The organism is Providencia xihuensis, assembly GCF_041953405.1.
GTDB lineage: Bacteria > Pseudomonadota > Gammaproteobacteria > Enterobacterales > Enterobacteriaceae > Providencia > Providencia vermicola.
The window spans coordinates 3,549,093-3,566,742 of record NZ_CP169565.1 but is presented as its reverse complement, the minus strand read 5'-3'; the positions used below and the strand labels follow the sequence as shown (position 1 = coordinate 3,566,742).

General features: G+C 42.5%; 14 protein-coding genes and 1 riboswitch. Of the genes, 10 read left to right on the top strand and 4 right to left on the bottom strand.

Annotated elements, in window-relative coordinates; all coding sequences use genetic code 11:
• Positions 1-66: 66 nt before the first annotated feature.
• A riboswitch (FMN riboswitch) is annotated at positions 67-217 on the top strand.
• Between the two features lie 158 nt (positions 218-375).
• Both ribB and ygiD read left to right on the top strand, forming a co-directional pair.
• The gene (gene ribB, locus ACE2AL_RS16045) at positions 376-1,029 is read left to right on the top strand and encodes a 3,4-dihydroxy-2-butanone-4-phosphate synthase (RefSeq protein ID WP_206083693.1); all 654 of its coding nucleotides are present in this window, start codon (positions 376-378) and stop codon (positions 1,027-1,029) included.
• A gap of 362 nt (positions 1,030-1,391) precedes the next feature.
• A complete protein-coding gene (gene ygiD, locus ACE2AL_RS16040; RefSeq protein WP_349415595.1) occupies positions 1,392-2,216 on the top strand; it encodes a 4,5-DOPA dioxygenase extradiol in 825 nt (274 codons plus the stop codon).
• A gap of 392 nt (positions 2,217-2,608) precedes the next feature.
• Here the strand turns inward: ygiD and ACE2AL_RS16035 are convergent, their stop codons facing one another.
• The 3 genes from ACE2AL_RS16035 to tolC form a co-directional block, all read right to left on the bottom strand.
• The gene (locus ACE2AL_RS16035) at positions 2,609-3,772 is read right to left on the bottom strand and encodes a glutathionylspermidine synthase family protein (protein ID WP_206083695.1); all 1,164 of its coding nucleotides are present in this window, start codon (positions 3,770-3,772) and stop codon (positions 2,609-2,611) included.
• A gap of 6 nt (positions 3,773-3,778) precedes the next feature.
• Positions 3,779-4,483 carry a DUF1190 family protein gene (locus ACE2AL_RS16030; protein ID WP_047755625.1) on the bottom strand — a complete coding sequence of 235 codons (705 nt, stop codon included), beginning with the start codon at positions 4,481-4,483 and terminating at the stop codon, positions 3,779-3,781.
• Between the two features lie 400 nt (positions 4,484-4,883).
• Positions 4,884-6,275, bottom strand: coding sequence for an outer membrane channel protein TolC (gene tolC / locus ACE2AL_RS16025; protein WP_206083696.1), 1,392 nt, complete (start codon positions 6,273-6,275; stop codon positions 4,884-4,886).
• Positions 6,276-6,584: 309 nt separating this feature from the next.
• On the opposite strand from tolC, the gene nudF reads away from it, so the two are divergent.
• The 7 genes from nudF (at position 6,585) to ftsP (ending at position 16,200) form a co-directional block, all read left to right on the top strand.
• On the top strand, positions 6,585-7,223 hold the full coding sequence (nudF, locus tag ACE2AL_RS16020) for an ADP-ribose diphosphatase (RefSeq protein ID WP_206083697.1): 639 nt from the start codon (positions 6,585-6,587) through the stop codon (positions 7,221-7,223).
• A gap of 668 nt (positions 7,224-7,891) precedes the next feature.
• Positions 7,892-8,731 (top strand): 3',5'-cyclic-AMP phosphodiesterase, encoded by an 840-nt coding sequence (cpdA, locus tag ACE2AL_RS16015; RefSeq protein ID WP_272539982.1) that lies wholly within the window; start codon positions 7,892-7,894, stop codon positions 8,729-8,731.
• A gap of 6 nt (positions 8,732-8,737) precedes the next feature.
• Positions 8,738-9,319 carry an esterase YqiA gene (gene yqiA / locus ACE2AL_RS16010; RefSeq protein ID WP_206083699.1) on the top strand — a complete coding sequence of 194 codons (582 nt, stop codon included), beginning with the start codon at positions 8,738-8,740 and terminating at the stop codon, positions 9,317-9,319.
• A gap of 87 nt (positions 9,320-9,406) precedes the next feature.
• Positions 9,407-11,302, top strand: coding sequence for a DNA topoisomerase IV subunit B (gene parE, locus ACE2AL_RS16005; RefSeq protein WP_206083700.1), 1,896 nt, complete (start codon positions 9,407-9,409; stop codon positions 11,300-11,302).
• Between the two features lie 34 nt (positions 11,303-11,336).
• Positions 11,337-13,592: a DNA topoisomerase IV subunit A gene (gene parC / locus ACE2AL_RS16000; RefSeq protein WP_375083675.1), complete on the top strand. Its 2,256-nt coding sequence runs from the start codon at positions 11,337-11,339 to the stop codon at positions 13,590-13,592.
• A gap of 97 nt (positions 13,593-13,689) precedes the next feature.
• Complete coding sequence (locus ACE2AL_RS15995; RefSeq protein ID WP_206083702.1) at positions 13,690-14,430, top strand: 1-acylglycerol-3-phosphate O-acyltransferase; 741 nt, start codon at positions 13,690-13,692, stop codon at positions 14,428-14,430.
• Positions 14,431-14,781: 351 nt separating this feature from the next.
• Complete coding sequence (gene ftsP, locus ACE2AL_RS15990; RefSeq protein WP_272539984.1) at positions 14,782-16,200, top strand: cell division protein FtsP; 1,419 nt, start codon at positions 14,782-14,784, stop codon at positions 16,198-16,200.
• 66 nt (positions 16,201-16,266) lie between these two features.
• Here the strand turns inward: ftsP and ACE2AL_RS15985 are convergent, their stop codons facing one another.
• Entirely contained in the window at positions 16,267-16,881 is a 615-nt protein-coding gene (locus ACE2AL_RS15985; protein WP_206083704.1) for a LysE family translocator, read from the bottom strand.
• 249 nt (positions 16,882-17,130) lie between these two features.
• On the opposite strand from ACE2AL_RS15985, the gene folA reads away from it, so the two are divergent.
• Positions 17,131-17,628, top strand: a complete 498-nt coding sequence (folA, locus tag ACE2AL_RS15980) for a type 3 dihydrofolate reductase (RefSeq protein WP_225818420.1) — start codon at positions 17,131-17,133, stop codon at positions 17,626-17,628.
• The last annotated feature ends 22 nt before the right edge of the window (positions 17,629-17,650 follow it).

Here is a 17,650-nt window from a genome sequence, read left to right as displayed (position 1 = left end):
GTGAGAGGCTCGCCAGTTTTGAAAGACACCGTTGCGTAGTTGAATTATTGGCGTTATATTAATTGCGTTTATCTCAGGGCGGGGTGAAAGTCCCCACCGGCGGTAACATGCAACGCGCATGAAGCCCGCGAGCGCTTTATCATTTTAGTGATAAAGGTCAGCAGATCCAGTGTGAATCTGGAGCCGACGGTTATAGTCCGGATGGGAGAGAATTAACTGTATCTGCATATTTGTGCCGTAATGCACAATCATGTTCTGCATACCTGAATGGGTAGATTGCCACTTATGGGCGATTTATTTATTCATCATTTCTCGTAATCCTAAGACTGCCTTGATTCTGGTAACTAGTTAATAACTATTTAAGAGGTTTTTACCATGGATCATACGCTACTTTCCGAATTCGGTAATCCAATCGAACGTGTTGAAAAAGCTATCGAAGCTTTACGCCAAGGCCAAGGTGTTCTTGTTCTGGACGATGAAGATCGTGAGAACGAAGGCGATTTAGTTTTTGCAGCAGAAACCATGACTGCAGAGCAAATGGCATTCACCATTCGCTACAGCAGCGGTATTGTGTGCCTGTGTATCACTGAAGAGTGTCGCAAAAAACTGGAACTGCCAATGATGGTAGAAAATAACACCAGCCAAAATCAAACGGGCTTTACTGTGACGATTGAAGCGGCAAACGGTGTTACTACTGGCGTTTCAGCTGCAGACCGTATTACTACCATTCGTGCAGCGATTGCGGATAACGCAGTGCCAGCAGACCTGAACCACCCAGGCCACGTTTTCCCATTACGGGGTCGTGAAGGTGGTGTATTAGCACGCCGTGGCCATACAGAAGCGTCTATCGATTTAGCCTCATTAGCAGGGTTCAAGCCAGCGGGTGTGCTATGTGAATTGACCAACGATGATGGCTCAATGGCGCGTACGCCAGAAGTGGCGGCTTTTGGTAAGCAACATGGCTTGACGGTAGTGACTATCGAGGATTTAGTACAATATCGTTTGCAGCATGAAAAGAAAGCGAGCTGATCCTCGTCATATTTCGAGCTGTGGCGTTGTTGGCTTCTCTTAGTCATCTTAGTCACATACTAATGTATGCTCCTAAGAATGACTTCGTTTGCCGCCTAGCCACAACTCGAACTATTTAGAGGAATGTCTTCGTCGTATTTTGAGGAAGAGTTCGTTTTTTAAACTTAAATATAAATGGGCTAATTTTAGCTAATTTATTGATAGTACGTTCAGCATATAGAATCTTATGAAGGCCACTGAGTTGCACACCTCGTGGCCTTTTCAATTTTTTTGATGATCATACTCATAATTAGGCCACTGTGTTTTTTGCACAAAAGCGTATGCTGTAAGCAGAAATTAATTGAGTTGGAGTTGAAATCATCATGTCGGTAAATACTTCAGTCGTGAATAGCAAGATCCCCGCGATTTTTATAGGCCACGGTAGCCCAATGAATGCGATAGAGGATAATCCTTATACCAAAGCATGGGAGCAGCTCGGCAAAACCTTACCTCGTCCAAACGCGATATTGGTGATTTCAGCGCACTGGTATACGCGCGGCACGGCAGTGACCTCGATGTTAAAGCCTAAAACTATCCATGATTTTGGCGGGTTTCCAGAGGCGTTATACCAAATTGAATACCCAGCGCCAGGTTCACCAGAACTTGCCCAGCAAGTTGCAGATTTACTCGCACCAGAACCTATTTTCCTCGATAAGGAAGAGTGGGGGCTTGACCACGGGACATGGGAAATTTTAGTACGCATGTACCCAGAGGCAGATATTCCCGTGATCCAGCTAAGCATTGATGGCACAAAACCTGCAACTTGGCACCATGAATTAGGCAAGAAGTTAGCGATACTCAGAGAGCAAGGTGTATTGATTATGGGCAGTGGCAATGTGGTGCACAATCTTCGTGCTATGAACTGGCAAAATGACCAAGCAGAGCCTTATCCATGGGCTTTGTCTTTTGAACAGTTTGTCTACGATAACTTGCAAAGTAAAGCGATCCCGCATCCACTAACTAAAGGGTTAGAAAGGGAAGATGGCAAATTATCAAACCCATCGGCGGAACACTACTTGCCTATTTTACCAATTTTAGGCACTTGGGATGGTGAAGAAGAGGTAAGCACTCCGATTGAAGGAATTGTATCGGCATCGTTGAGTATGTTGTCGGTCATCGTCGGCTCTTCCTCGTCATATTTCGAGTGATCACTACGTTGGCTTCACGCAGCTACCCTAGTCACATACTTATGTATGCTCCTAGGGATAGCTTTGTTTTGCCGCCTTGCGCTAACTCGAACTATTTAGAGGAATGCCTTCGTTGTGTTTATAGGAATATTGTCGTCATATTTCGAGTGATCACTACGTTGGCTTCACGCAGCTACCCTAGTTACATACTTATGTATGCTCCTAGGGATAGCTTTGTTTTGCCGCCTTGCGCTAACTCGAACTATTTAGAGGAATGCCTTCGTTGTGTTTATAGGAATATTGTCGTCATATTTCGAGCCAACCGTACGGATATTTTAGGTTGTCATATTTTTTAAGACATAAAAAAGCCCAAACAAAATCAATTGCTTGGGCTTTTGTGATCTAGCTATTGATCAGTCTATGATCGTATGTGGATAAAAGCGGGACAGATCTTGGGTGATCAGCTCTTTATCTTCACGAATACAAATTCCAGCAGGTTGATCATTTACCAACCAACTCCCGACTAAGGTATAGCTACCTTCAAATTTCGGTAGTGGGTGGAATTGTTGAATAATCATCCCTTCTTCACCATATGGGCCATCCGCAGCGGCAATTTCTTTGCCATTTTCAATAATACGGATATTAGCACCTTCACGGGAAAATAGTGGTTTAATCACGTACTTATCGAGCTCTGGCTGCGTTTTACCATCCGCAAAATAGGCTGGGAGTAGGTTAGGATGATCTGGGAACATTTCCCATAACATCGGCAGCAATGCTTTGTTTGAAATAATGCTCTTCCATGCAGGCTCTAACCAGCGAACACCAGCATCTTGCAGTTTGGTAGAAAAAATTTCACGCAGCATAAATTCCCATGGATACAGCTTAAACAGATTACTGATAACCTGATCTTGCGTATCAGTGAATTCGCCTCTTTCACCTAAACCGATTTCATCGATATATAAGAACTCGGTAGCAACACCCGCTTCGTTGGCACAGTCTTGTAAATATTGTACTGTGCCACGGTCTTCTTCTGTATCACGACAGCAAGACATATGCAGCAAACGGAAACCATGTTGATCTTTAAGCTGAGTAAAACGCTCGATCAACTGTTCTTGAATGCTGTTAAATTGATCCGCATTTTCAGGCAGCTTACCAGCTTCAATTTGATCTTCTAACCAGATCCATTGGAAGAATGCAGATTCATATAAAGACGTTGGCGTGTCTGCGTTATTTTCCAGTAACTTAGGAGGATTAACTCCGTCGTAGGCAAGATCAAGCCTTGAATACAGTGAAGGCTGCTCACTTTTCCAAGAACTACGAACAAATTCCCAGCAGTGCTTAGGAATTTGAAAACGTGCTAGTAATTCATCACTTTCAATAACACGCTCAACCACTTTTAGGCACATTTGATGCAGTTCAGCGGTTGCATCTTCAATCTCTTCGATCTGTGCCATAGTGAATTGATAATATGCATCTTCAGACCAGTACGGCTCGCCGTACATGGTGTGAAATTCAAAACCAAACTCGGAGGCTTTTTCGCGCCAATTTGGGCGCTCAACAATGGGAACTCGTTTCATTACTGATCAACCACCCATTGAGCGGGAAGAAGAAGTTGATTTTGCAGATGAAGACGAACGTTGTGCCATCGCTTGTTTATTAACAGTGTCACCAAAACCACCACGAGTGACGGTTGATGTGGTCGGTGGCTTTGGTGCCATTGCGGTTTTTGGTACGCTCATTGAACGACCACCTGCAACCGCAGGGCCATAGCTTTTACCTGATGCATCGACAAATTTGCCGTTTGCAGGACTTGCTGGGTTTTTCGAGCTAAACAACGGCTGAGATGCTGCGCTACCGCCCATCATACGACCCATCATATAACCCATCATTAATGGCATCCACATGCTGCCGCCGCTGCTTTGTGCTTGTGCAGTTTGCTCGCCATTGGTTGAACTTGTACCTGCAAGACCTGCTTGGGCAGGGGCTTGAGTACACATAGACTCACCAAATTCAGCAATACAGTCAGCTTGTGTTGCATATTTAGGTGCAGTTTTTGCCGCTTCTTGTAATGCATTGTTATAAGCCAATGTGCACTGTTCTGCTTGAGATGGGTTCGCTTGGCTACAATCTTGTGCATTGGTATACAGAGATACCGTTTCATCGCTTTCTTCACAGGCAGAAAGCATAAATACGGCACTGACAGCAACAGCAACAGGCGCTAAACGGTATGAACGCCAAGACTTGCGGAAGGCGTTTTGATTAATATCTTTAGTACGCTTCATGGTCATGGTAATTACCCTGAATAAAATTTAAGTAAGATGTTTTATAAGTTACCTCTAGGATAGGGGATAAACGCTGAAAATTAAAGCAGAAATATAGAGGAAATAGATTGAAATTATCATTTTTGTAACTTTCTTCTCTTTTTTGAGGAAAGGTTGATTAAAACTGAAAAAGAAATGGAGTATTTCCATTGAATATCAATGAATTAATTTAAGCTTGTTTTTTGAGCTATTTAATAATAACTAAAGTGAGAATTAACTGAATTTTATAAGTGAGGGAAGGGAAAACTGTTTTAACTGATTCAATTGAAGTAAAACGAGTGATTTAGAGGGTTTTCTTTATGCTTTGATAAAAAATAACCCGCCAAAACAGCGGGTCATTCTATTTATCTAAAACTAAACGATCAAATTATTTAATTTTAGGGGCATTGGTATTACGGATAATGCTGCTTGGCTCAGTGGAAATTTCTTTACCTAAGTTAGCATTTAAGCGTGCAATGTCATCTTCGTTTAATGTGCCGCGAGCAAATTCAATATTCAGTTGGTTAATCATATAGTCATAACGTGCGTTAGACAGATTTTGCTTCGCTTGGTACAGCGCAGTTGTTGATGTTAATACGTCAACAATTGTACGTGTACCCACTTGGTAACCTGCTTCCATCGCATCTAATGAGCTTTGTGCAGACACAACCACTTGTTTGTATGCATTGATGCTACTGATAGATGAAGAGACGTTATTAAATGATGAACGAACTAACTGAACCACGTTACGGTAAACACTTTCCAGTTGCTCACTCGCACCTTGGAAACCGTATTGTGCTTGTTCAACTTGTGAACTCGTTGCACCACCCGTGTATAAAGGAATGCTTAAGTTTAAGCCAATGCTGTTTTGCCCATTATAACTGTTGCTTGCACCTTTACCTGTTAAGCTATTGTTGTAACCACTACCATGGTTATAGGTATTGGTTACTGCGGTTGATGCATCAAGACTCACCGTTGGCATATGGCCTGTTTCTGCTAAACGGATATTTTCACGAGAAACGTCTTGAGCCAAACGTGCACTTAATAAGCTAAGGTTGCGCTCTTCTGCTTCTTTTAAGATAGCGTTGATGTCGCCCAACTCAGTGGTTTTAAAGCGCTCAATATTTAAAGATGCCAGTTGGTTATAGTATACACCGCTGACTTGACGCAGTTTTTCAATCGCATTTTCTAAGTCGTTACGACCTGCAACTTCTTGTGCGATAACGCTATCGTAGTTTGCACGGGCGTTTTGCACGTCAGTAATCGCCACAAGGCCAACGTTAAAACGTTGAGTAACTTGGTCTAATTGGCGGTAAACCGCTTCTTTATTGGCTTCAATATAAGATAGCGCGTCAATTGCTTTTAAAACGTTAAAGTAAGCAGTTGCGGTATCTAAAATTAATTGTTGCTGGCTAGTCTGGTAAGTGACATCAGAAATCCCAGCCGTTTTTTCTTGAATCGTCAGTTGACGCCATTTCGACATGTCAAAAACAGTTTGCGTTAATTTCAGTGATGCATTTAAACCAGTACTTTCGGTGTTATTCGCATCGCGGTAACCACTACCGTAACTTGCCCCTGCGCCTAAACCTAATTGAGGTAATAATGGGCTGCGAGCTTCATTAATTTTTTCAAAAGCTTGATTACGTTCAGCTAATGATTTTCTTAACTCAGGGTTACTTTCTTTCGATTTTTGGTAAACCTGCAGTAAATCGTCTGCGTAGCTATTGGTACTGAGACCCACAAAACTCATCGCAATTAAAAGGGGAAGCAGTTTCTTCATTTTGATTCCTTGATTAAACAGCAAATTAAGTTGAGCCTGTTGCCTAAAACGTACCATGCCTAATTGAGGCCTTTGATATAAAAATATGCGTTTTAGAGACAATCATAAAAAAACAGACCCTATGTTGCTCTTAGATTTGAATAATGGCGCTTATTGTAGCAGAGGTTCGTTTGAATTCACGGTAGCCTTTTGTGCCATTTTGTCTCAATTTTATTAAACATTACCTCATCTGAGGTTAAAAAACCTTAAAAACAGTTTTAATCCACAATTATTTCCTTAAGATGGAAATCAGTGTGTTTGGAGAATGCAATGACAAATAAAATAGAACAGCCAATTAAATATGGCAAAAATGATGTTGAAATTATATCCAAGCGTAAATTATTTAACGGTTTTTTTCAAATGATGGAATACCGATTTCGCCACAAATTGTTTGCTGGTGGATGGAGTAACGAAATTTGCCGTGAAGTTTTTGAACGTGGTCACGCGGGTGTTGTTTTACCCTATGATCCGCAAACCGATAATGTTGTGCTAATTGAACAAATTCGCTTTCCAGCAATAGAAACCAGCGAAACGCCGTGGTTGCTCGAAGCCGTAGCAGGGATGATTGAAGAAAATGAATCCCCAGAAGAGGTCATTCGCCGTGAAGCAATAGAAGAAGCGGGCCTTGAGATCCGCCATGCGGAAAAAGCGCTCAGCTACCTTTCAAGCCCTGGCGGGACAACAGAGCGCATGCACGTATTTGTTGGCGAAGTCGATAGCACTCAAGCTGAAGGTATCCACGGTTTAGCCTCAGAAAACGAAGATATCAAAGTTCACGTTATTAGCAGAGAAAAGGCATACCAGTGGGTAGAAAATGGCACAATTGATAATGCAGCAACAGTCATTGCCATTCAGTGGCTACAGCTCAACTATCAAAAACTTAATGAAAAATGGATGAAACTATCTTAAAGAACAATTAATCTAGTGAAGTGTGTGCTGATTAGCAGATATTTAACTAATTACTCGTCATACTTCAATTACTCGTCATACTTCAAGCTGCAAGTGTGTTGGCTACACTGCGCAACCCAAGTCACATACTTATGTATGCTCCTTGGGCTTGCTTAGCTTGCCGCCTTCTTGCAACTCGAATTATTTAGAGTAATTCAGTGCATTGATAGGGCGCGTAGTTGTTCAATACGTGTAATAAGTTAGGTTTTACAGCAAGTTGCAAGTGTGTTGGCTGCACTGCGCAACCCAAGTCACATACTTATGTATGCTCCTTGGGCTTGCTTAGCTTGCCGCCTTCTTGCAACTCGAATTATTTAGAGTAATTCAGTGCATTGCTAGGGCGCGTAGTTGTTCAATACGTGTAATAAGTTAGGTTTTACAGCAAGCTGCAAGTGTGTTGGCTACACTGCGCAACCCAAGTCACATACTTATGTATGCTCCTTGGGCTTGCTTAGCTTGCCGCCTTCTTGCAACTCGAATTATTTAGCGTAATTCAGCGTGTTGTTTTAGGGTGTTATGAAAAGAATTCATAAGTTAGATAGGTGAACTGCAAGTGTGTTGAGTTTTTGTATAGTTGTAATGAATAGAATAGATTAGGCATAAACAATATTTATGGAAAAGGAAGACTTTTGGATAGCCAGCTTGAAGTGACTGCAAAGCACTCTAATGTAGTGAGAATTTTACAGGTTACTGATACGCATCTGTTTGCTGATACAGAAAATACCCTTTTAGGTGTAAATACGTATCGAAGCTATCAGGCGGTACTTGATGCTATCGCAGCACAAAATCTCCCAATTGACTTGATCGTTGCGACAGGGGATTTGGTTCAAGACCAATCACCAAAAGCTTATCAACACTTTGCAAAAGGCATCGAACGTATTCCTGCACCTTGTGTTTGGCTCCCTGGAAATCACGATTATCCTCCTGCAATGGTCGAAAGCCTGCGAGTGGCTGGGATTTCGAGTGCGAAGCAAATCTTGATTGGTGACGAGTGGCAAATTCTTATGCTGGACAGCCAATTGCAAGACGTCCCTCACGGAGAGCTTTCTGAGCAGCAGTTGGAATGGATGAAAGTGAGTTTAGATGCGGAACCACAACGCACTACATTAGTGATGCTGCATCATCACCCTCTGCCATCGGGCTGTACATGGCTTGATCAGCACAGTTTAAGAAACTCACATATCTTAGCGGATTATTTAAAAAATTATCCGAACGTGAAAGCGATGCTTTGCGGGCACATTCATCAGGAAATGGATGAAAATTGGCATGGAATTCGTTTATTAGCGACCCCATCGACTTGCGTGCAATTTAAGCCGCACTGTACGAACTTTGCATTAGATACTGTTGCGCCTGGTTGGCGATACCTTGAATTAAGCGTGAACGAAAAAGGGCAAAGGCATATTACGACAACGGTGCATCGCTTAGAGACACGTGAGTTTAGCCCTGATCTAGACTCAGACGGTTATTAATTCACTATGGCCACGTTACTTTACATTCATGGCTTTAATAGCTCGCCTTTATCGGCAAAAGCGACTCACTTAAAACAATGGATTGAGGTCAATTATCCACACATTGATATGATTGTGCCTCAATTACCCAATTTCCCTGCGCAAGCCGAAGCGATGTTGGATGAGATTATTCAACAGCATCGTCATGAGCGCATTGGTTTAGTTGGCTCATCGCTTGGCGGTTATTTTTCGATTTGGTTTTCAGAGCGTTATCACCTTCCCGCAGTGGTAGTCAACCCTGCTGTACGCCCGTTTGACTTGCTGAAAGACTATTTGGGTGTCAATATTAATCCCTATACTCATGAACAATATGTTCTGGAACCAAAACATATTGGCGAGCTAAAATCACTGCATATTGAACAGCTTTCTGCATCTCATCGAATTTGGCTGTTACAACAAATGGGTGACGAAGTACTTGATTATCACGAAGCTGTTACCTATCTTTCAAAGTGTAAACAGACTGTGGAACCTGACGGTAATCATGCCTTTACTGGTTTTGACGCTTACTTTTCTCAAATTGTCCATTTTCTTCAATTAGTAGAGAAATAGTGCTAAAACGCATGAACACTGTTATTATCACCAGTAACTCACTGATTGAATAGTTCAATTAACCACCAATTACCGCAGAATGACAACATGACTCAATCTAGTTATAACGCAGAGGCTATTGAAGTCCTCAGTGGTTTGGAGCCTGTTCGCCGTCGTCCGGGGATGTATACCGATACCTCGCGGCCGAACCATTTGGCTCAAGAAGTAATTGATAATAGTGTCGACGAAGCGCTTGCTGGGCACGCGGGGCACATTGAAGTTATTTTATACGCAGATCAATCCCTTGAAGTGATTGATGACGGGCGCGGAATGCCAGTCGACATTCACCCAGAAATGAAAGTCTCCGCAGTTGAATTGATTTTAGGTCAGTTGCACGCAGGAGGAAAATTCTCTAATAAAAACTACCAATTTTCAGGTGGTTTGCATGGTGTGGGTATTTCCGTCGTCAATGCGTTATCAAAACGTATTGAAGTGACTGTGCGCCGTGATAGCCAAGTTTACCAAATCGCCTTTGAAAATGGTGATAAAGTCGAAGATTTGCATGTAATTGGTACTTGTGGGAAGCGTAATACAGGTACCAGCGTGCATTTTTGGCCTGATGGAAGCTATTTTGATAGCCCGAAATTTTCAGTTTCTCGTCTAACTCATAACTTAAAAGCCAAAGCGGTTTTATGCCCTGGCGTGAAAATCACGTTTAAGGATCAGCTCAATAATACAGAGCAAAGCTGGTGCTACAGTGATGGGTTAACGGATTATTTGATGGAATCCGTTGATGGCTTAGAAACCTTGCCAGAAAAACCCTTTACTGGCGAGTTTTCCAGTGAAACGGAAGCGGCGCAATGGGCACTATTATGGCTACCAGAAGGTGGTGAGCTACTCACTGAAAGCTACGTGAACTTGATTCCAACAGCACAAGGCGGTACTCACGTAAATGGGTTGCGCCAAGGCTTGCTTGATGCGATGCGTGAATTCTGTGAATTCCGTAATATCCTGCCTCGTGGTATAAAATTATCTGCGGATGATATCTGGGAGCGCTGTACTTATGTGCTTTCAGTTAAGATGCAAGACCCACAATTTGCGGGGCAAACCAAAGAGCGTTTGTCTTCACGCCAATGTGCTGCTTTTGTTTCTGGGGTGGTCAAAGACGCCTTTAGTCTGTGGTTAAACCAAAATGTGCAAATTGCCGAGCAACTTGCAGAAATGGCGATTTCAAGCGCTCAACGTCGGATGCGTGCTGCGAAAAAAGTGGTGCGTAAAAAGCTGACAAGCGGCCCTGCATTACCAGGTAAGCTGGCGGATTGTAGCTCGCAAGATTTAAGTATGACAGAGTTGTTCCTTGTTGAGGGGGATTCGGCAGGGGGCTCAGCGAAGCAAGCCCGTGATCGTGAATATCAAGCGATTATGCCACTTCGCGGTAAGATACTGAATACATGGGAAGTCTCTTCTGATGAAGTACTAGCTTCACAGGAAGTTCATGATATTTCGGTGGCGATTGGTATCGACCCTGACAGTGAAGATTTAAGCCAGCTACGCTATGGCAAAGTGTGTATCCTTGCGGATGCGGACTCGGATGGTTTGCATATCGCCACATTATTGTGTGCGTTATTTGTACGCCATTTCCCAACGTTAGTGAAAGCGGGGCATGTGTATATGGCAATGCCGCCGTTGTATCGTATCGATTTAGGCAAAGAAACCTTTTACGCATTAGACGAAAGCGAAAAAAATGCGGTTCTCGACAGGTTAAGCCGTAAACGTGGGAAACCAAACGTTCAGCGCTTTAAAGGGCTGGGGGAAATGAACCCACTGCAATTGCGTGAAACCACGTTGGATCCCAATACTCGTCGCCTTGTTCAGTTGATCATCGATGATGAAAACTACCAAGAAACCCTTGCAGTGATGGACATGCTTTTGGCGAAGAAACGTTCAGAAGATCGCCGTAATTGGCTGCAAGAAAAAGGCGATATGGCTGAAATTGATGTCTAACATCCTGCGATAAAAAGAGTAAGGAACGAATTGAATGAGTGAAATTACTCATGATGGTGTGGAGCGTTTACCGCTTCATGCTTTTACTGAAAGTGCCTACCTAAACTATTCGATGTACGTCATTATGGATAGGGCGTTGCCATTTATTGGTGATGGGTTAAAACCTGTTCAGCGTCGTATTGTGTATGCGATGTCGGAACTTGGCCTCAGTAATAGTGCAAAATACAAAAAATCGGCGAGAACCGTCGGTGATGTGTTAGGTAAATATCACCCACATGGTGATAGTGCGTGTTATGAAGCAATGGTGTTGATGGCGCAGCCGTTTTCTTATCGCTATCCATTAGTGGATGGGCAAGGAAACTGGGGGGCTCCAGATGATCCAAAATCATTCGCCGCGATGCGTTATACGGAATCACGTTTATCTAAATACGCAGAAGTATTACTTAGCGAGTTAGGTCAAGGTACTGTTGACTGGGTACCCAACTTTGACGGCACGATGAACGAGCCGAAAATGTTGCCTGCACGTTTACCCAATATTTTGTTAAATGGGACAACGGGTATTGCGGTCGGGATGGCAACGGATATTCCACCACACAATGCCCGTGAAGTGGCGGAAGCTTTGGTCGCCTTACTGGAAAAACCGACCCTGAATCTTGATGAGATCATGGGGTATATACCAGGCCCAGATTTCCCAACAGAAGCCGAAATTATCTCTTCCCGTGAAGATATTCGTAAAATCTATCAAAACGGCCGTGGCTCAGTACGTATGCGTGCAGTGTGGGAAAAAGAAGATGGCAATGCGGTCATTACAGCATTACCTCATCAGGTTTCGGGAGCCAAAGTTCTTGAGCAAATCGCTAGCCAAATGCGTGCGAAGAAATTGCCGATGGTGGAAGATTTACGTGATGAATCTGATCATGAAAATCCAACTCGTTTAGTGATTGTTCCACGCAGTAATCGGGTTGACCTTGAACAAGTGATGACCCACTTATTTGCGACAACGGATTTAGAAAGAAGCTACCGCGTTAACCTCAACATGATTGGTTTAGATAACCGCCCTGCGGTGAAAGGCTTGGTTGAGATACTAACGGAGTGGATTACTTATCGTCGTCAAACTGTACGTAACCGCTTGAACCATCGTTTAGACAAAGTCTTAAGACGCCTACATATTTTAGACGGTTTATTAATTGCTTATCTAAACATTGATGAAGTTATTGAAATCATTCGTACTGAAGATGAGCCCAAACCTGTGTTGATGTCTCGCTTTAATATTTCGGACACACAAGCAGAGGCTATCTTAGAGCTAAAATTACGTCATTTAGCCAAACTGGAAGAGATGAAAATCCGTGGTGAACAAGACGAATTAGCGAAAGAGCGTGATGAGTTACAAGCGATTTTAGGTTCAGAGCGTCGTTTGAATACGTTAATTAGAAAAGAAATTCAGGCTGATGCGAAAGCTTATGGTGATGACCGTCGCTCTCCACTCCAAGAGCGTGAAGAAGCGAAAGCGATGAGCGAACATGAAATCCTGCCATCAGAGCCGATTACAGTTGTGCTGTCTGATATGGGTTGGGTGCGCAGTGCGAAAGGCCATGATATTGAGCCAACCAACCTGAACTATAAAGCGGGTGATGGTTTTAAAGGTGCTGCCCGCGGTAAATCAAACCAAGCTGCAGTATTCCTTGATACCACTGGGCGTAGCTATTCGGTTGATCCTCTGGAATTGCCATCTGCGCGTAGCCAAGGTGAGCCTCTTACGGGTAAATTAACGTTGCCACCAGGCGCAACGATTGAGCACGTCTTAATGGCGCCAGAAGAGCAAAAATACTTGATGGCATCAGATGCGGGTTATGGATTTATTTGCACATTTAATGATTTAGTGACAAAAAATAAATCCGGTAAGGCACTGATTTCATTACCTGAAAATGCCAAAGTATTGGCACCGATTGAGCTAAATAACGAGCAAGAAGACTTGTTATTGGCAATCACGAAAGCAGGGCGTATGTTAATATTCCCTGTGGCAGATTTGCCTCAGCTTTCAAAAGGTAAAGGGAATAAAATTATCAATATTGCGGGCGCACAAGCGGCAAGTGGTGAAGATGTATTAACATGGTTGATGCTTTTACCTGTTGGTGCTTCAATGACGCTGCATTTTGGTAAACGAAAACTGAAATTTAAAGCCGAAGATCTACAGAAATACCGTTCGGAGCGTGGCCGTAAAGGAACATCCTTGCCTCGTGGAATGCACAATATCGAGCGTATCGATATCGAACCTGTAGATAAGGTATAACAATAAGTTTGATGGGTGCCCTATCAAGGCATTGTATTTGGCACCGAAGGTTAAAATTCATCGCGGGGCGCTGAGGCTCCGCTAATTTGGGGTTAGTATGTTAGCGCTTATTAGAGCGATTATTGTTATTATCTACACCATCCTCGTTTGTGTGGGCGGTGGCATTTATTGCTTATTCAGCCCACGTAACCCAAAACACGTGATGACATTCGGTCATATGTTTGGGCGCTTATCCGTTGTTTTTGGTATAAAAGTTATCAACCGCGTGCCTAAAAAGGCGAAAGGCTATGGTCCAAGTATTTATATTGGTAACCACCAAAACAACTACGATATGGTCACGATGTCGAATGGTGTGTTGCCTAGAACAGTCACAGTTGGTAAAAAGAGCTTGGTGTTCATCCCTTTCTTTGGTTTTTTATATTGGATCACGGGGAATATTTTGATTGATCGTGCGAATCGTTCGAAAGCGCATAACACAATCTCTCAAGTGGCAAACCAAATCAAAAAACGTAAGATTTCAGTGTGGATGTTCCCCGAAGGAACACGCAGCCGTGGCCGCGGTTTACTCCCATTCAAAACGGGGGCTTTCCATGCCGCTATAGCAGCGGGAGTGCCGATTGTTCCCGTGTGTGTATCTAGTACACAGGGCAAAATTAAGCTAAATCGCTGGAACAATGGCAATGTTATTATTGAGATGCTAGAGCCTATCGATACCTCAGCCTATAGCCGTGATCAAGTTAGGGAGTTATCGGAGTATTGTCATTCATTGATGGAAGCTAAAATCAAAGAGCTTGATTTAGAAGTGGAAGAAATGAATAAGCAAGCTAAAAAACCGTAATAAATTAATTGGATGCTATAAAAAGGGCGATGGAAATCATTGCCCTTAGTTTTATCTGTGTATACCAACTAACATCAAGCCAATAACCATTTCTTTGCCATATATTCATCCCTAATTAATAAACCACACAATTTATAATTCTATTAATTAAATTTTTATATATTAGAAAGATATTTTTAGAATTTAATCTTTTTTCGCGATATCATGGCTCACAAAATTAGCGAAGTAACAAATTGTTGTCTCTAAGTCGTATTATTACTAGCGCCAATCTAAAATTAGCCAATTCATAGGCTGAAAATCTCGAATATTAAAAAATAAAATGCGCTGGAATGTTTGTTTAGCGGAGAATTTATGTCATTCAATCGATGCCAAACCCTAGTAGCGGTAGGGGTGGCTCTGTGTGTGTTTTATGCGCCAATTAATGCGAGTGCCGAAGGTGAAACGGCATTGCCTGTTCCTCCACTGTTAGAATCTCGGTCTGGACAGCCGCTTTTTTTAACACTACAAAAAGTCCATTGGTCTTTTGATGGAAAATATTCTGCGGATGTATGGGGGATAAATGGTTCTTCCCCAGGCCCGACGGTGAAAGTCAAAAATGGCGATGATATCAAGTTAATATACAGCAATCGTTTACCCGAAGCGGTTTCAATGACCGTCAGTGGGCTGCAGATACCTGGCACACAAATTGGTGGTGCAGCAAGGTTAATCTCCCCTAATGCGGATTGGTCTCCAGTGATCCCAATTCGCCAAAATGCGGCGACGCTTTGGTACCATGCAAATACGCAAGGAAAAATGGGGCAGCAAATCCATAATGGGTTGTTGGGTATGTGGATTATCGAAGATGATGTTACAAAAAACCTTCGTTTACCTAACCATTATGGCGTAGATGATTTTCCAGTGATCATTCAAGACAAACGGTTGGATAACTTTGGTGTTCCTGAATATAAAGCCAATGAAAATGGTTTCCTCGGGGATACATTATTAGTCAATGGTGTACAAAACCCCTATATTGAAGTGTCTCGCGGCTGGGTACGCTTAAGGTTATTAAATGCATCAAATTCACGTAATTATGTAATGAAAATCAGTGATGGTCGCCCATTTGCGATGATTGCCTCGGATCAAGGGTTATTAACGGTTCCAGTGAATGTTCAAGAGTTACCTCTTGCACCAGGTGAAAGGCGTGAAGTATTAATTGATATGGCTAAAACGCAGGAACTGAGTATTACTGCTGGCGAATCTGCTACGTTTATGGATAGATTAAAAGGATTGTTTGAGCCTTCGAATAGCTTAATTTCGACGAATGTGTTGACCATTAAAGCGACAGGTTTGATGTCATTGGTAACCGATGGTTTGCCAACGCAATTGACGGAAGATAAGACGCAAGTTACCTCCAGTATTACACAAAGAGACATTCACCTTAATGATGGTTTTGGTATTAATAATGCAGCCATTGATACCCGTCGTGTGGATATTACCAGCCGCCAAGGAAATTGGGAGCGTTGGATTGTCACCACAAATGAACCTCAAGCATTTCATATTGAGGGTGTACGCTTTAAAATTATTAATCGGAATGGGCAACCTACGCCACCTGAAGATTACGGTTGGAAAGATACCGTTTGGGTGAATGGCCGTACTGAATTATTAGTACAAATGATGCAACCATCCTACAACCATTTTCCATTTTTATTTTATAGCCAAAACTTGGAAAAAGCGGATCTAGGCTCAGTTGGTCAGATGGTAGTTGCACCACAAGAAGCGATGCAATACTAATTATTAATAGGCAAAACAAAAAGCAGGTACTGTATTCAGAACCTGCTTTTTTATGTATTAAGCTAACTAGCTCAGTGCAACACGAATTCCGAAGGCAATTAAAATCACGCCAAGTACTCTATCGACATATTTTTGCACTTTCGCCAACCCTTTTCTGACAGGAGCACTTTGGATAAGAAACACCAGAATGGGCCAGTAAATAACGGCTAATCCCCAGATAATAAAAGCAAACCACAGTTTTTCACCAAACGTTGAATTGATATCCAACACTTGGGTAAATACGGCAAGAAAGAATAGCGTCGCTTTTGGGTTCAATACATTACATAGAAACCCCTGCATAAATGCTTTTTTAAATGAAACAATTTCGTGTTTAGTGGTACTCAAATCGGCCAAATTGCTAGACTGAGGCAATAAGCTTTTAACGCCTATCCATACCAAATAAGCAGCACCTGCATATTTTAAAATATTAAATAGCCATGGTGTGGTGGTAATTAATACCGCAAGTCCAGCAACGCAATAAGACATATGTAAAGCAATGGCTGCAATCACACCAAAGGCGGTCATGAGTGCTGCAGAGCGTTGGTAACGGGCGGCATTTTTGACAATAAGAAAGAAGTCGGGCCCTGGTGAGAGCATCCCTAATGCGGCGATTGTCGCCACCATAATGCTGGTTTCGTACATGATACATATCTCTTTGTTTAGCCCTGTTTTGGTCTTTTTTGGCGCTTAACAATTATCTACTGAATGTCTGGCTCTTCAGAGAGGAAAACAGGCTCTTTTTTGATTTTTAATGTTATTTTTAGTCTTAATTTTAGCAATTCGAGTATAAGTGATTCAAAGCTGTTTAAGGAAGTTTAAATTTAGTCGACGAAGCAAATCTCTTTACGTATAGTGTGCTCAATTTTTATATTTTGCTTCTAAGGTGAGTAAATGAATATTAGCTTAATCGCAGCAATGGCGATCGATCAGGTTATCGGCATGGAAAAAGCGATGCCTTGGAATTTGCCTGGGGATCTCGCGTGGTTCAAACGAAATACGTTAAATAAACCTGTGATTATGGGGCGTGTGACCTATGAATCTATTGGGCGTCCTTTACCGCAGCGAGTCAACATTGTACTGAGCAGCCATCCAGCAGGTGCGGACAATACGGTTATTTGGGTTACTTCTATTGAAGAGGCACTTGCCGCCGCGCAAGCGATAGAGGGTGTTGAAGAAGTAATGGTGATTGGTGGTGGTAAGGTTTACCAACAATTTCTACCATTAGCCAATAAGCTTTATTTGACGCATGTTGATGCTGAAGTGATTGGCGATACACATTTCCCTGCATATGAACCCGATGAGTGGGATTCTATCTTTACGGAATATCACGAAGCGGATGAAAATAATACTCACGGGTATTGCTTCGAAATTCTGACGAAAAGAGATTAATTTTCAATCGATTACAAATACA

Excerpts from the sequence above, each read along its gene's own strand:
- yqiA (WP_206083699.1), top strand. The coding sequence starts at position 8,738 with ATGGCCACGTTACTTTACATTCATGGCTTTAATAGCTCGCCTTTATCG.
- nudF (WP_206083697.1), top strand. The coding sequence starts at position 6,585 with ATGACAAATAAAATAGAACAGCCAATTAAATATGGCAAAAATGATGTT.
- parE (WP_206083700.1), top strand. The coding sequence starts at position 9,407 with ATGACTCAATCTAGTTATAACGCAGAGGCTATTGAAGTCCTCAGTGGT.
- ftsP (WP_272539984.1), top strand. The coding sequence starts at position 14,782 with ATGTCATTCAATCGATGCCAAACCCTAGTAGCGGTAGGGGTGGCTCTG.
- ACE2AL_RS15985 (WP_206083704.1), bottom strand. The coding sequence starts at position 16,881 with ATGTACGAAACCAGCATTATGGTGGCGACAATCGCCGCATTAGGGATG.
- folA (WP_225818420.1), top strand. The coding sequence starts at position 17,131 with ATGAATATTAGCTTAATCGCAGCAATGGCGATCGATCAGGTTATCGGC.
- tolC (WP_206083696.1), bottom strand. The coding sequence starts at position 6,275 with ATGAAGAAACTGCTTCCCCTTTTAATTGCGATGAGTTTTGTGGGTCTC.
- ACE2AL_RS16035 (WP_206083695.1), bottom strand. The coding sequence starts at position 3,772 with ATGAAACGAGTTCCCATTGTTGAGCGCCCAAATTGGCGCGAAAAAGCC.
- parC (WP_375083675.1), top strand. The coding sequence starts at position 11,337 with ATGAGTGAAATTACTCATGATGGTGTGGAGCGTTTACCGCTTCATGCT.
- ribB (WP_206083693.1), top strand. The coding sequence starts at position 376 with ATGGATCATACGCTACTTTCCGAATTCGGTAATCCAATCGAACGTGTT.
- ygiD (WP_349415595.1), top strand. The coding sequence starts at position 1,392 with ATGTCGGTAAATACTTCAGTCGTGAATAGCAAGATCCCCGCGATTTTT.
- ACE2AL_RS15995 (WP_206083702.1), top strand. The coding sequence starts at position 13,690 with ATGTTAGCGCTTATTAGAGCGATTATTGTTATTATCTACACCATCCTC.
- ACE2AL_RS16030 (WP_047755625.1), bottom strand. The coding sequence starts at position 4,483 with ATGACCATGAAGCGTACTAAAGATATTAATCAAAACGCCTTCCGCAAG.